Consider the following 14,255-nt stretch of genomic DNA (forward strand, 5'->3'; position numbering starts at 1 on the left):
TCCTTATGACGCGACAGGTATTGCCGCCGCATCCCATCGAAGTCAACGAAACTTGACGGGGTGGGTATTTCTACGGATGGGGATCGGAACTGGCATAAAGGTCAGCGCGCCCGTCTGAAGAGGAGGCCCTCTCAGACGGGCGGCATCGGATCATGCGCTTTTGGCGGCGGGTTTCTTGGCAGCGGTTTTCTTTTTTGGCGCAGCTTTCTTGCGCCCGCCTTTCTTGGCGGCTTTCTCAGCAATCAGCTCGACCGCCATTTCCATGGTCACATCGGCGGGTTCGGTGCCTTTGGGCAGGGTTGCATTCACCTTCTCCCATTTGACGTAAGGCCCGTACCGACCTTCCATGACATTCACCGCGCCGCCGCTTTCAGGATGCTCGCCCAACTCTTTCAAAGGCTTGACCGCCGCGCCACGTCCCCCGCGCGACGCGGCTTTCTGCGCCAGCACCTCCACCGCGCGGTTCATGCCGATGGTAAAGACCTCATCGGCTTCCTTGAGGTTGGCATAAAGACGGCCGTGCTTGACGAAGGGGCCATAGCGCCCAATCCCGGCCTCGATCATCTCGCCATCCTCGGGATGCGCGCCGACCTCGCGAGGCAAGGAGAGCAGCATCAGTGCTTTCTCAAGGTCCAGATCATCCGGCGACCAGCCCTTGGGCAGGCTGGCGCGCGGGGGTTTCTTGTTCTCTTCCGTGGGCTCGCCACGTTGCACATAGGGTCCGAACCGGCCTTTCTTCAGGCTGATCTCGTCGCCCGCATCCTCGCCCAGAACCCGGTCACCGGTATCATCGGCATCACCGCTGATCGGGCGGGTATAGCGACATTCGGGGTAGTTTCCACAGCCCACGAACCCGCCGGTGCGCGAGGTCTTGAGGTGCAACTGACCGGCGCCGCATTTGGGGCAGATCCGCGGGTCCGAGCCATCTTCGCGCGGTGGGTAAAGCTGCGGCGCCAGCGCCGCGTCCAGCTTGTCGAGCACTTCGGTGATACGCAGTTCCGAGGTTTCCGAGATCGCCGCCGAGAAATCGCGCCAGAATCGGCCCAGCAGGTCCTTGTAATCTGCATCCCCGGCGCTGACATTGTCCAACTGCTCTTCCAGATTGGCGGTGAACTCATAGCCGACATATTGCCGGAAGAAGTTCAGCAGGAAGATGGTGACGATCCGGCCTTTTTCCTCGGGGATCAGCCGGTTCTTGTCCTTGCGCACATATTCGCGGTCCTGAATCGTGGTCACGATCGAGGCATAGGTCGAAGGCCGCCCGATCCCCAGCTCTTCCATCCGCTTGACCAGTGTCGCTTCGGTATAGCGCGGCGGGGGCTGCGTGTGGTGCTGCAGCGCCAGCACCGCCTCGTTTTCGGCCAGCACCGCCTCTTTCGCCACTTTCGCGCCTTCGGTTACCTGCGCTTCGCCTGTAGCCTTGGCGAACTGATCGGACAACGAGGTTTTGGCGAAGACCGCGCGTTCACCCTGCATGATCTGCGGCAGGCGCTTGTCGTCATCATCGGCCACATCGTCGCGGCCTTCTTCATAGACGCGCATGAAACCATCAAACAGCACCACCTGACCGGTGGCGCGCAGTCCGACCTGCGCGTCTTCGCTGGTGATGTCGACAGTGGTGCGTTCCAGCCGGGCCGCCGCCATCTGGCAGGCCAGGGTGCGTTTCCAGATCAGATCATAGAGCTTGCGCTGATCCGGTTCCTTCAACTTGAGCGCTTCGGCATCGCGCGTCATGTCCGTTGGCCGGATACATTCATGCGCTTCCTGGGCGTTCTTGGCCTTGTTCTTGTACATGCGAGGGCTGTCCGGCACGTATTCAGCGCCAAATCGGTCCTTGATCGCGTCGCGCGCAGCGGTGACGGCCTCGGGGGCCATGTCGATCCCGTCGGTCCGCATATAAGTAATGTAGCCCGCCTCATAGAGGCGCTGCGCCGTGCTCATGGTCTGCCGCGCACCCATGCCGAATTTGCGGCTGGCCTCCTGCTGCAGGGTCGAGGTCATGAACGGGGCCGAGGGGTTGCGCGCGGCGGGCTTTGCCTCGACCGAGGTCACACTCAGCGCGCGGCTGGTGATCGCCTGCACGGCCAGTTCGGCCTGGGTGGCGTTGCCGATATCGTGCTTGTCCAGCTTCTTGCCGGCCAGTGTGGTCAGCCGTGCTTCATAAGTCTGGCCGCGCGGGGTCTCGAAGATCGCCTTGACGGACCAGTATTCGACCGGCTTGAAGGCCTCGATCTCCATTTCGCGCTCGACGATCAGGCGCAGGCAGACCGATTGCACGCGGCCTGCCGATTTCGCGCCGGGCAACTTGCGCCAGAGCACGGGACTGAGGTTGAAGCCCACCAGATAGTCCAGCGCGCGGCGGGCCAGATAGGCCTCGACCAGAGGCATGTCGACCTGGCGCGGGTTCTGCATTGCCTCGGTGACGGCGGATTTGGTGATTGCGTTGAACACCACCCGGCTGACCGGCGTATCCTTTTTGATTGAGCGGCGTTTGGTCAGCGCCTCCTGCAGGTGCCAGCTGATCGCTTCCCCCTCGCGGTCGGGGTCGGTGGCGAGGATCAGCTCGTTGTCGTCTTTCAAGGCGTCAGCGATGGCTTTGACATGTTTGCGGCTATCGGTTCCGACCTCCCATTTCATGTCGAACTCATGCTCGGTATCGACCGATCCGTCCTTGGGCGGCAAGTCACGCACATGGCCGTAAGAGGCCAAAACCGTGTAGTCAGAGCCAAGATACTTATTGATCGTTTTTGCCTTGGCCGGGGATTCTACAACAACTACAGGCATTTATATTAAAACCTCATGCAACGAACACGGCGCGTTCTATGGCCGGGCAACATGTGGGGTGCAAGAGGGAATTGTCAATCCGCCAGAATCTGCCCCGACGAAAGGCCGCGGTTTTCTGCAGCGTGCCGGATCGCAAGATCGTCAAGTAGTTGGCGCGCGGGTGTGAATTTGCCGGTTTGCGATGCAGTTGCTGAAACGAACCGGCGGTCAATTTGCCAGTGCCAGGAGCCCGCCCACTTGCCGCTGAATCTTGCCGTCCAGTTCCAAGTCCACGATGGCGGGTCCAACGTCCCCCGGTGCGGCACCGAGATCGCGGATCAGCTGATCCTCGGCGATCGGCGAGGGGCCGAGCCGGTTCAAGATCTGCCCATGCAGTTGCGCGGTGTCGTGCAGGGTTCGCGTTTGCGGTGTTTGCGGCAGGTCCTCCATCAGGTTGGCCAGTTCGGGTTGAGGCGCGGCAGGTTCTTCGGCGGGTAGCGCTGCGATCACGTCCTCGGCGTTGCGCACCAGTTGCGCGCCGTCACGGATCAGATGGTTACAGCCCGCCGCGCGTGCATCAAAAGGGTGACCGGGCACTGCCAGCACATCGCGCCCCTGATCCAGCGCGTCGCGCGCGGTGATGAGGCTGCCGGACTTGGCGGCGGCCTCGACCACGACAACGGCCCGCGCCAGGCCCGAGATGATCCGGTTGCGGCGCGGGAAATGCCGCGCCTGTGGCGACAGGCGGGCAGGTTGCTCGGAAATCCGCAGGCCCTGCGCGGCGATATTCTCCGCAAGATGTGTGTTTTCGGCCGGATAGATCACGTCCACGCCGCCCGCCATGACGGCAATGGTTCCGGTCTTGAGCGCGGCGGTATGGGCGGCGGCGTCAATGCCACGGGCCAGCCCCGACACGACCACAAAGCCCCTGGATCCGAGGTCATGCGCCAGCGCCCGGGCCATTCTTGTACCGAGGGAGGAGCTGTTGCGCGCGCCCACCATTGCGATAATCGGACGGTGCAGCAGCGATACGTCGCCCATCGTCCAAAGCACCGGCGGCGCATCGTTGAGGTCGATCAGCTGACGCGGATAATCGGGGTCACCCAGGCACAAAAGCCGCGCGCGGGCGGCTTTTGCGGCTTTGAATTCTGCCTCGACCACGCCGGGAGGACATGTTTCATAGCCCTCGACCCCGGCCTTGCGCGCCACTTCGGGCAGCGCCGACAGCGCGTTCTGCGCCGTACCGTGTTCCGACATGAGCCGACGAAACGTCGCTGGGCCAACCCGTCTCGAGCGCAGAAGACGGAGCCACGCGAACCGGTCATCTTCCGTGGTGGGTGGGAGTGGGGGGTGATAGGAAGAAATGTGATCTTCGGTCATCCGTGGCTCCGCTTCTGTGCAGAACCGGTGTACGACTCACCAGGTTAACATCCCATGAATCGGTGCAAATTTGCCGAAGATTGTCGAGTTTCCCGCTCAGGCCGCCGATCCACCCACCGTCAGCCCGTCCATCAGCACGGTTGGCTGGCCTACGCCCACCGGAACCCATTGGCCATCCTTGCCGCAAGTGCCCATGCCGGGATCGAGCGCCATGTCATTGCCAAGCCCGCGCACCTGCTTCAACGCCGATGGGCCGTCGCCGATCAGCGTCGCGCCCTTGACCGGTGCGCCGATCTTGCCGTTCTCGATCCGGTAGGCCTCGGTGCAGGAGAACACGAACTTGCCGTTGGTGATATCCACCTGCCCACCGCCGAATCCCACTGCCCAGATGCCGTCCTTGATCTCGGCCACCAGATCCTCGGGCTTTGCATCCCCACCCAGCATCACCGTGTTGGTCATGCGCGGCATCGGTTTGTGGGCATAGCTCTGCCGCCGCCCGTTGCCAGTTGGGTCCACCCCCATCAGACGCGCGTTCTGCCGGTCCTGCATATAGCCCACCAGAACACCGTCCTCGATCAGCGTTGTCCGGCCCGAGGGCGTGCCCTCGTCGTCCACCGAGATCGAGCCGCGCCGGTCCGGGATCGTGCCATCATCCAGAACGGTCACGCCTTTGGCGGCCACCTGCTGGCCCATCAGCCCGGCAAAGGCGGAGCTGCCCTTGCGGTTGAAATCGCCCTCCAGCCCGTGGCCGATCGCCTCGTGCAGCAGGATGCCAGGCCAGCCGGGGCCCAACGCCACTTCCATCACGCCGGCAGGAGCGGGCACCGCGTCCAGGTTTACCTTGGCGATCCTGAGTGCCTCGCGCGCTTTTGCCTGCCAGTCCGCCGGGTCGATCAACCCATCGAGACCCACACGCCCGCCGCCACCAGCAGAGCCGCTTTCGCGACGTCCATCCTGCTCGACGATGACCGAGATGTTCAACCGGGTCATCGGGCGCGTGTCTCGCACCACTGCACCGTCGGGGCGCAGGATCGCGACCTCTTGCAACGAGGCGGCAATCGACGCGGTCACTTGCACTACCCTCGCGTCAAGGTCGCGGGTAAAGGCGTCGATCTCGCGCAGCGTGTCGATCTTGACAGGGAACTCGGCCGAGGCGATCGGATCGTCATCGGTATAAAGCCTTGTGTTGGTAGGGGCGGGGCCATCGGCCAACGTGCCGCCGCCATCTCCCACGGCCAGACGCGCGGTCTCCGCCGCCCGCCGCAGCGCCGGGATCGAGACATCGGTGGAATGGGCATACCCGGCCACCTCGCCCCGGACCGCGCGCAGCCCGAATCCCTCAGCCGCGTCATAAGAGGCGCTACGCAGCCGCCCGTCGTCAAAAGTCAGCGACTCGGACCGGCGGCGTTCGACAAATAGCTCGCCATCATCCGCGCCCCCGGTCGCGTACCGCAACACGTCCAGCGCCTCGTCCTGCGGAAGGGCGGTGTCGAAGGGGCGGAACGGGGTCTCTGACATGCGTTTGGTCTCTTTATTTGATCCAGATCAAAAATAGCGTCTGTTTGACGCAAGCATTTTGCTTTATCTGCCTCCCGGAATATGGTTTTTACCGCAGCCAATGACAACGGTCGGAATCTGAATTGATTCATCTCGGCCGGACAGGGACGCAAAGATCAACCGATCAGGACAGAAAATGAAGAACGTTTTGACGCTTTCGGGGCTTCTCGCCACCCTTACGAGCTTGCCAGCAATGGCGCAGGAGCTTGAGATAATCGGCAAGCCCGTAGACGGCGGGGTCGGCTTCCAGCCCGCCGCGACCGAACTGGCCCGCGACTTGCAATGGCTGGATGGCCTGATCCTCGTGATCATCACGATCATCTGCGTGTTTGTCGCCGGATTGCTGCTTTATGCCATCATGCGCTACAACAGCCGCGTGAACCCGACCCCGGCGAAGTTTTCGCACTACACCCCAGTCGAGATCGCCTGGACCGTGGGGCCGATCCTGATCCTGGTGTTGATCGGGGCCTATTCGCTACCGGTTCTGTTCAAGCAGCAGGAAATCCCCGAGGCGGACCTGACCATCAAGGTCACCGGCTATCAGTGGTACTGGGGCTATGAATATGTCGATCACGAGTTCGAGTTCGAAAGTTTCATGCTGGGCCGTGAGGGGCTTGAGGCCGCAGGCTATAGCCAAGACGAATACCTGCTGGCCACCGATACTGCCGTGGTTGTTCCGATCAACAAGATCGTGGTGATGCAGGTGACCGGGGCCGACGTGATCCATTCCTGGACCATTCCCGCCTTCGGCGTGAAACAGGACGCGGTGCCGGGCCGTCTGGCAGAGTTGTGGTTCAAGGCCGAAAAAGAAGGTATCTACTTTGGCCAGTGTTCAGAGCTGTGCGGCAAGGACCACGCCTATATGCCGATCACCGTCAAGGTGGTCAGCCAGGAAGCCTACGACGAATGGCTGAAGGGCGCGATCGACGAATATGCCGGTCTGCCGCAAAGCTATCAGGTGGCTTCGCAGTAACGGCGACCCACTGCACTGAAACGATGCAGGGTGCGTGATTTCACGCACCTTTCGACCCAAAAGGACCAAGATGAGCGACGCGAGCATCAATGCCAGCACAGCCCAGAGCGCGGGCCGCGAGGACGAAGCCAGTTTCGGCGATTACTTCGCCCTGCTGAAACCCCGCGTGATGTCGCTTGTGGTGTTTACTGCGCTGGTTGGATTGCTGGCGGCACCGGTGCCTGTGCATCCGGTGATCGGGTTCTGCGCGATTCTCTTCATTGCCATCGGCGGCGGTGCCTCGGGTGCGCTCAACATGTGGTGGGACGCTGATATTGACCGGGTGATGAAACGCACCAAGGGGCGTCCGATCCCTGCAGGCAAGATCGAGCCGGGCGAAGCCATGGCACTGGGATTGGCGCTGTCGGGGCTCAGCGTGATCATGCTGGGTCTGGCGACCAATGTTATTGCCGGCGTTTTTCTGGCGTTCACCATCTTCTTCTACGCTGTGGTCTACACCATGTGGCTCAAGCGTTCGACGCCGCATAACATCGTGATCGGTGGCGCGGCGGGGGCCTTCCCGCCGGTGATCGGTTGGATCGCCGCAACCGGGTCGATGTCGGTGGAACCATGGTTGATGTTCGCGTTGACCTTCATGTGGACGCCACCGCATTTCTGGGCGTTGGCGCTGTTCATGCGCAGCGACTACGACGATGCCGGCGTGCCGATGCTGACCGTGACCCATGGCCGCCCGGCGACACGGGTGCATATCCTCGTTTACACTATCCTGCTGGCGCTGCTGGCGGTGGGGACGGCGTTCTCGGGCATTGGTGGTCCGCTCTATCTGGCAGTTGCGCTGGTGCTGAACGCGCTCTTCCTGCGCGGCGCCTGGCGCATCTGGCACCGGGATGAGGACATGTCCGAGGCAGACAATTTCAAGGTCGAACGTGGGTTCTTCAAACTGTCGCTGCTCTACCTCTTCCTGCATTTCGGCGCGATTCTGGTGGAAGCGCTGCTCAAGCCCTACGGGCTGGGAGGCTGGTCATGAGCCTGCGTCAGCCGCATGAACTGCACAAGCGCCGCTATGGCCGCAATCTGGGCGTTGCCCTGACGTTGGCGGCATTCATCGTGATCGTCTTTGGCTTGACCGTGGTGAAAGTGACCCGCGGTGATTTTGAGCCTCCGCGCGGCGAGGTGCAAAACTGATGGCGATGAGCGGGCCGCAGAAAACCGTAATGCAGACCGTCGGCGTCGTGGTGCTGATGGGTGGGCTGGCCTGGGCCTCGGTGCCATTCTACGACTGGTTCTGCCGAGTCACCGGTTTCGGCGGCGTCACTGGCGTTTCCACTGCAGGCGCGGAAACTGTTCTTGACCAGACCATCAAGGTACGTTTCGACGCCTCAAAGGAACGCGACATGCCGTGGGAGTTCACGCCGGTCGAACGCGAGATGGAATTGCACATCGGTGAAACCGGGCTGGCCTTCTATGAGGCCTACAACCCGACCGATCGCCCCATTGCAGGCCAGGCGTCCTACAACGTGACGCCCTACACGGCGGGCGGGTTCTTCGACAAGATCGACTGTTTTTGCTTCGAAGAGCAGGTTCTGCAACCCGGTGAGCGGGTACAGATGCCGGTGACGTTCTTTGTTGACCCCGCGATCGTCGACGATCGCGACGGCAAATATGTACATACGATCACGCTGTCGTATACGTTCTACGAAATAGACCTGCCCGAGGGATATGCCGCCCTCAATACGCAGGCGCAAACCACTACGAATTAAGGCCGCAAGGTGAGGGACGCTCATGGCACATGTTAAGAACCACGATTATCACATTCTGAATCCCTCGATCTGGCCGCTGATCGGCGCGCTCAGCGGATTCGTCATGCTGTTTGGCGCCGTGCTGTGGATGCATGGGATCACCGCATGGATCTTCTGGATGGGTCTGGTCGGCGTCCTTTACACCATGTTCGCCTGGTGGTCGCAGGTTGTGGTTGAAAGCCATATCGGCGATCACACGGCCGTTGTGCGGATCGGCCTGCGCTATGGCTTTATCCTGTTCATCATGTCTGAGGTGATGTTCTTCTTCGCCTGGTTCTGGTCCTTCTTTAAACACCGTATCTATCCGATGCAGGACTATGTCGGCTCTGAATACGTCGCCCCTGCGATCCACGCGGTGGACCCGTTCCACCTGCCGCTGATCAACACGCTGGTTCTGCTGCTGTCGGGCTGTGCCGTGACCTGGGCGCACCACGCGCTGGTGCACGAGGGCGACCGCAAGGCGCTGGTGCAGGGTCTGGCCATCGGCATTGTGCTGGGCATCGCCTTTACCGCGCTGCAGGCCTTTGAATATGCCGAGCTGCTGCTGCACGAAGACTGGACCTTCGGGGGCGACCAGTTCTATTCGAACTTCTTTATGGCGACCGGGTTCCACGGGTTCCACGTGGTCATCGGTACGATCTTCCTGACGGTCTGTCTGATCCGTGCCCTGCGCGGAGATTTCACCCCCGAGAGGCATGTGGGCTTCGAGGCGGCCGCCTGGTACTGGCACTTCGTTGACGTGGTCTGGCTGTTCCTGTTCGTCGCGGTTTACATCTGGGGACAGGCGCCGCTTTACTGACGCGGCAGATGAATAACGGGCGAGGCGTTTGCAATCGCCTTGTCCAAGCGGTTTGCATTCCGCTAGAAAGCCGCTTCCAAGCGGCTTTTTTGTGCCCGAAACGCAGCTCTGCGGTCGCAAAGTGGTTGCAAATCGGCGCGCGGCACAGGAAACAAGGCCCTGCACGCGGGCTGCTCTGCCCATGAACCCCGGACCGAATGATGCGCCGCATTCTCTTTCTGCTGTTATTTGGACTGGCCGGGCTCGGTGTTCTTGTCGCGCTTGGTACCTGGCAAATGCAGCGACTGAGTTGGAAACAGGCGCTGCTGGCAGATATTGATGCGCGCATTAGCGACGCACCCGGCGCTTTGCCGATCCGGCCCGACGCGGAAACGGACCGCTATCTGCCCGTCGTGATTGCCGGAGAGATGCTGCCCGGCGAGGTGCCGGTACTAGTCTCGGTTAAACAAGTTGGTCCGGGCTATCGCATCATCGCGCCGTTTCAGACCGAGAGCCGCCGGATTCTGGTGGACCGGGGCTTTGTGCGCATCGAAGACCACACCACAGCGCGCGCGCTTGGTTCGATGCAGGTCACCGGCAACCTGCACTGGCCGCAGGAGATTGATAGTTACACGCCCGAGCCGGACCTGAAAGAAAACATCTGGTTCGCCCGCGACGTTCCCGCGCTGGCCGAGGTGCTTGGCACTGAGCCGATCCTGCTGATTGCGCGCAGCCCTACCGACCCGAACATCACGCCCTTGCCAGTGGACAGCGCCGGTATCCCGAACGATCATCTGCAATACGCCGTCACCTGGTTTGGCCTGGCCGCTGTCTGGGCCGGGATGACGGGTTATTTCCTGTGGCGCACCCGCGCCGGACCTGAAAGCGAGACCTCATGAAATATATCTCGACCCGCGGGCAGGCGCCCGAACTGACCTTTGAAGAGGCGATGCTGACGGGGCTTGCGCGCGATGGCGGCCTCTATCTGCCCGCCGAGATCCCACAGATGAGCCACGACGAGATCGCCGCGTTGGCCGGGCAACCATATGAGGAAATCGCCTTTCGCGTGATGTGGCCCTATGTGAACGGGTCTTTCTCCGAGCAGGAGTTCCGCGACATCATCGACCGCGCTTATGCGGGTTTCGGTCATGACGCGCGCGCACCGCTTAAGCAACTCAACGAAAACCATTTCCTGCTGGAGTTGTTCCACGGCCCGACCCTGGCCTTCAAGGACTTCGCCATGCAGCTGATCGGCCAGCTGTTCCAGGTGGCTCTGAAAAAGCGCGGCGAGCGGGTGACCATCGTCGGTGCGACCAGCGGCGACACCGGTTCTGCCGCGATCGAGGCGTTCCGGGGACTGGATGCTGTGGATGTGTTCATCCTCTACCCGCATGGCCGGGTCAGCGAGGTACAGCGCCGTCAGATGACGACGCCCGCCGATAGCAACGTGCATGCGCTGGCCGTGGATGGTGATTTCGATGATTGTCAGGCCGCGCTCAAGGATATGTTCAACGATTTCGAGTTTCGAGATAGCGTCAAGTTGGCCGGGGTGAACTCGATCAACTTCGCCCGGGTTCTGGCGCAGATCGTCTATTACTTCTCCTCCGCCGTCAGCCTGGGCGCGCCGCATCGCAAGGTCAGCTTCACCGTGCCGACGGGCAATTTCGGCGATATCTTCGCGGGCTATCTTGCCAAACGCATGGGCCTGCCGATCGACCGGCTGGTGGTGGCGACCAACCAGAACGACATCCTGCACCGCTGCCTGTCGGGGCAGGGGTATCACAAGGGGAATACCATCCCCTCAATCAGCCCGTCGATGGACATCCAGGTCAGTTCGAACTTCGAACGCGTGCTCTATTATGCCTACGATCAGGACAGCCGCGCCATCGCTGCGCTGATGGAAGAGCTGAAAGCGGGTGGCTTCGATGTCAGCCAGGGCGCGCTGCAAGCGCTGCACGAGAGCTTCGATTCGGGCCGGGTATCGGAAGAAGAGACGATGGCGGCAATAAAATCGACATTGGCGTCGAGCGGTGAGCTGCTTTGCCCGCATTCCGCCATCGGCGCTAAGGTTGCAGAAGAACAACGTAAAAGCGACGTGCCGATGATCACGCTGGCCACCGCGCACCCCGCGAAATTCCCGGCAGCGGTCGAGAAGGCCAGCGGCGTGTTTCCGCCTCTTCCCCCGCGCATGTCGGACCTGTATGAGAGGTCGGAACGGGTGACCCGCATCGCCAATGATCTGGGCGCCATCGAGAAGCATATCAAAGGGCATATACCTGCGTGACGGTACAACAGGATCAACTGGCCAACGGATTTCGCATTGTCAGTGAACACATGCCGGGGCTGCAATCGGCGGCCATTGGCATTTGGGTGACCGCCGGTGGGCGGCATGAGCGGATCGAACAGAACGGCATCGCGCATTTCCTTGAACATATGGCGTTCAAGGGCACCGCGCGCCGCAGCGCCTTGCAGATCGCCGAGGCGATCGAGGATGTGGGCGGCTACATCAACGCCTATACCTCGCGCGAGGTGACCGCCTATTACGCCCGCGTCCTGAAAGAGGATGTGGCGCTGGCGATGGATGTGATCGGTGACATCGTGATGAACCCGATCTTTGATCCGCGCGAGATCGAGGTCGAGCGTGGCGTCATTCTGCAAGAGATCGGCCAGGCGCATGACACGCCTGATGACGTGATCTTTGACTGGCTGCAGGAAGAAAGCTATCGCGACCAACCCTTGGGCCGCACCATTCTTGGCCCCACCGAACGGGTCAGTTCCTTCTCCCGCGAAGATCTGTCGGCTTTTGTGGCCGAGCATTACGGACCCGAGGAGATGATCCTCTCCGCCGCCGGAGCGGTCGATCATGATGCGTTGGTCAAGGCGGCAGAGCAGATGTTCGGGCATCTGCAGCCCCGCAAGGGTCTGATCGCCGAACCTGCCCGCTTCATTGGCGGCGAGGCGCGGCGCGACAAGGAGTTGGAACAGGCTCATTTCGCGCTGGCACTCGAAGGGCCGGGCTATCGCGATGACGAGATCTATACCGCGCAGATCTATTCCAGCGCGCTGGGTGGCGGCATGTCCTCGCGGCTGTTTCAGGAGGTCCGCGAGGTGCGCGGCCTCTGTTACACGATCTTCGCTCAGGCTGGCGCCTACGCAGATACCGGCACCACCACGATCTACGCCGGCACCTCGGCCGGGCAGGTCGCTGAACTGGCGGCGATCACCATTGATGAAATGAAACGCGCCGCCGACGACATGAGTCAGGCAGAGGTCGCGCGGGCGCGGGCGCAGATGAAGGCCGGGATGCTGATGGGCTTGGAAAGTCCGTCGAACCGGGCCGAGCGTCTGGCGCGTCTGGTGCAGATCTGGGACGAGGTGCCCTCGCTGGACGAGGCCATCGCCAAGATCGACGCAGTGACCACGGCGGATGTAAAGGCGTTTGCCGCGCGGATGGCAGTCGATGCGCCTGCGGCGCTGGCGCTGTACGGCCCTGTTGCCGACGCTCCCAGCCTGGCCGAGATACAGGAGCGGCGGGCGGCGTGATGCTGCTGGGCAAACGCAGGCCGAAACTTGAGACCGAGCGCCTGAGCTTGCGCCCGCCGATCCATTCCGATTTCCGCGAATGGGCGGCGCTGCGCCAGTCCAGTCGTGATTTCCTGATCCCGTGGGAACCCAGCTGGGCCCCCGATCACCTGAGCCGCAAGGCCTTCACCAATCGGGTTTATTGGGCGCAGCGTTCGGTTGCGTCGGGGGCGGCGATGCCGCTGTTTCTATTCCGGCGCTCGGATGACCGATTGATCGGGGCGATCACGCTGGACAATATCCGCCGTGGTCCGGCCCAGGCCGGTACGCTGGGATACTGGACCGGTGAGACCCATGCGCGGCAGGGCTATATGCGCGAGGCGATCGGTGCGATCGTGCATTATGCCTTTGCGCGGCTTGACCTGAGTCGGATCGAGGCCGCCTGCCTGCCGGAAAACGCAGCCTCTCGCGGGTTGCTGGAACGGTCGGGATTCAAATATGAGGGCGTGGCACAGTCCTATTTGCAGATCGACGGGCGCTGGCGGACCCATGTGCTTTATGCATGTCTCAGATCGGACCGGCGCGGCAAGACGCTGACCGGATAGGGACGTGACTTGCGGGAGGGTTGCGCTAAACTTCCCTCATGCGGTGGATCATTCTGGCATTGGTGTTGATGGCGAGCAGTGCGGCGGCGCAGGAGCGGCGGCCGAGCCATTGCATCGCCATCGCCGATGCCGCGCCTGGAATCAACTATCTGCACAAAGCAAACTGGCAGGAACCGGTGCCGGAGTATTCGGTGCGGATCAGCTATATCGCCCATGCCAGCTTTCTGATCCAGACGCGCGGCGGGCTGAACGCGGTGACCGATTTCACCGGCTTTGTTGGCTCTGCCCCGTTGATTCCCGATATCGTCACGATGAATCATGCTCATGACACCCATTGGACCGCCTTTCCCGATCCGGCGATCCCGCATGTTCTGGAAGGATGGGGACCGTTTGGCGAAGGGATCGAGCATCATCTGGATCTGGGCGAAGTGCTGATCCGCAATGTCTCGACCGATATCCGCTCGCAATTTGGCGGGCGAGAGGACAAGGGCAATTCGATCTTCGTGTTCGAGGTCGAGGGGCTGTGCATCGGGCATCTGGGCCATCTGCATCACGTGCCAAGTGACGAACAGTTTGCCGCACTTGGGCGGCTGGATGTGGTGATGGCGGCGGTGGACGGCGGCACCACCATGCCGCTGCCCGAGATGATCCGCACGTTGCGGCGGCTCAAAAGCTCGGTGATCATTCCGATGCACTGGTTTTCGCGGTATTCGCTTGGCGCCTTTCTGGTCGGGATATCCGATGTGTTTCCGGTCCAGCAGCCGGGCGAAAGCTCGATCGAGGTCTCGCTGGCCAACCTGCCGGACCAGCCCACGGTGGTCGTACTGGAGCCGCAATATTTGATCGAACAGGAATAGCGGTTGCGGCTGCGGCGCGGT

Annotated in this window: 13 protein-coding genes; 10 read left to right on the plus strand and 3 right to left on the minus strand. The window is 61.8% G+C overall.

The window, feature by feature from the left end; genetic code table 11:
- Positions 1-150 precede the first annotated feature (150 nt).
- The 3 genes from topA to tldD form a co-directional block, all read right to left on the minus strand.
- Positions 151-2,784 carry a type I DNA topoisomerase gene (gene topA, locus AB1E33_RS10870; protein WP_372577298.1) on the minus strand — a complete coding sequence of 878 codons (2,634 nt, stop codon included), beginning with the start codon at positions 2,782-2,784 and terminating at the stop codon, positions 151-153.
- Between the two features lie 207 nt (positions 2,785-2,991).
- Positions 2,992-4,143 carry a DNA-processing protein DprA gene (gene dprA / locus AB1E33_RS10875; RefSeq protein ID WP_372577299.1) on the minus strand — a complete coding sequence of 384 codons (1,152 nt, stop codon included), beginning with the start codon at positions 4,141-4,143 and terminating at the stop codon, positions 2,992-2,994.
- 96 nt (positions 4,144-4,239) lie between these two features.
- Positions 4,240-5,661, minus strand: a complete 1,422-nt coding sequence (gene tldD / locus AB1E33_RS10880) for a metalloprotease TldD (protein ID WP_372577300.1) — start codon at positions 5,659-5,661, stop codon at positions 4,240-4,242.
- Between the two features lie 175 nt (positions 5,662-5,836).
- Between tldD and coxB the strand changes: the two genes are divergently transcribed.
- The 10 genes from coxB (at position 5,837) to AB1E33_RS10930 (ending at position 14,234) form a co-directional block, all read left to right on the plus strand.
- Positions 5,837-6,673, plus strand: coding sequence for a cytochrome c oxidase subunit II (coxB, locus tag AB1E33_RS10885; RefSeq protein WP_372577301.1), 837 nt, complete (start codon positions 5,837-5,839; stop codon positions 6,671-6,673).
- Positions 6,674-6,743: 70 nt separating this feature from the next.
- Positions 6,744-7,700, plus strand: coding sequence for a heme o synthase (gene cyoE, locus AB1E33_RS10890; RefSeq protein WP_372577302.1), 957 nt, complete (start codon positions 6,744-6,746; stop codon positions 7,698-7,700).
- Positions 7,697-7,858, plus strand: a complete 162-nt coding sequence (locus tag AB1E33_RS10895) for a cytochrome c oxidase system small membrane protein (protein ID WP_372577303.1) — start codon at positions 7,697-7,699, stop codon at positions 7,856-7,858. The genes cyoE and AB1E33_RS10895 overlap by 4 nt, the downstream gene beginning before the upstream one ends.
- The gene (locus AB1E33_RS10900; RefSeq protein WP_372577304.1) at positions 7,858-8,433 is read left to right on the plus strand and encodes a cytochrome c oxidase assembly protein; all 576 of its coding nucleotides are present in this window, start codon (positions 7,858-7,860) and stop codon (positions 8,431-8,433) included. The genes AB1E33_RS10895 and AB1E33_RS10900 overlap by 1 nt, the downstream gene beginning before the upstream one ends.
- 22 nt (positions 8,434-8,455) lie before the next feature.
- Complete coding sequence (locus AB1E33_RS10905; RefSeq protein WP_372577305.1) at positions 8,456-9,271, plus strand: cytochrome c oxidase subunit 3; 816 nt, start codon at positions 8,456-8,458, stop codon at positions 9,269-9,271.
- 200 nt (positions 9,272-9,471) lie between these two features.
- Positions 9,472-10,149, plus strand: coding sequence for an SURF1 family protein (locus tag AB1E33_RS10910; RefSeq protein ID WP_372577306.1), 678 nt, complete (start codon positions 9,472-9,474; stop codon positions 10,147-10,149).
- Positions 10,146-11,534, plus strand: coding sequence for a threonine synthase (thrC, locus tag AB1E33_RS10915; RefSeq protein ID WP_372577307.1), 1,389 nt, complete (start codon positions 10,146-10,148; stop codon positions 11,532-11,534). The genes AB1E33_RS10910 and thrC overlap by 4 nt, the downstream gene beginning before the upstream one ends.
- Complete coding sequence (locus AB1E33_RS10920; protein ID WP_372577308.1) at positions 11,531-12,793, plus strand: M16 family metallopeptidase; 1,263 nt, start codon at positions 11,531-11,533, stop codon at positions 12,791-12,793. Before thrC ends, AB1E33_RS10920 begins: the two co-directional genes overlap by 4 nt.
- The gene (locus AB1E33_RS10925) at positions 12,793-13,377 is read left to right on the plus strand and encodes a GNAT family N-acetyltransferase (protein ID WP_372577761.1); all 585 of its coding nucleotides are present in this window, start codon (positions 12,793-12,795) and stop codon (positions 13,375-13,377) included. Before AB1E33_RS10920 ends, AB1E33_RS10925 begins: the two co-directional genes overlap by 1 nt.
- A 38-nt stretch (positions 13,378-13,415) precedes the next feature.
- On the plus strand, positions 13,416-14,234 hold the full coding sequence (locus tag AB1E33_RS10930; RefSeq protein WP_372577309.1) for an MBL fold metallo-hydrolase: 819 nt from the start codon (positions 13,416-13,418) through the stop codon (positions 14,232-14,234).
- Positions 14,235-14,255: the final 21 nt, after the last annotated feature.

Origin of the sequence: Ruegeria hyattellae, assembly GCF_041537925.1 — a bacterium.
Classification (GTDB): Bacteria; Pseudomonadota; Alphaproteobacteria; order Rhodobacterales; family Rhodobacteraceae; genus Ruegeria_C.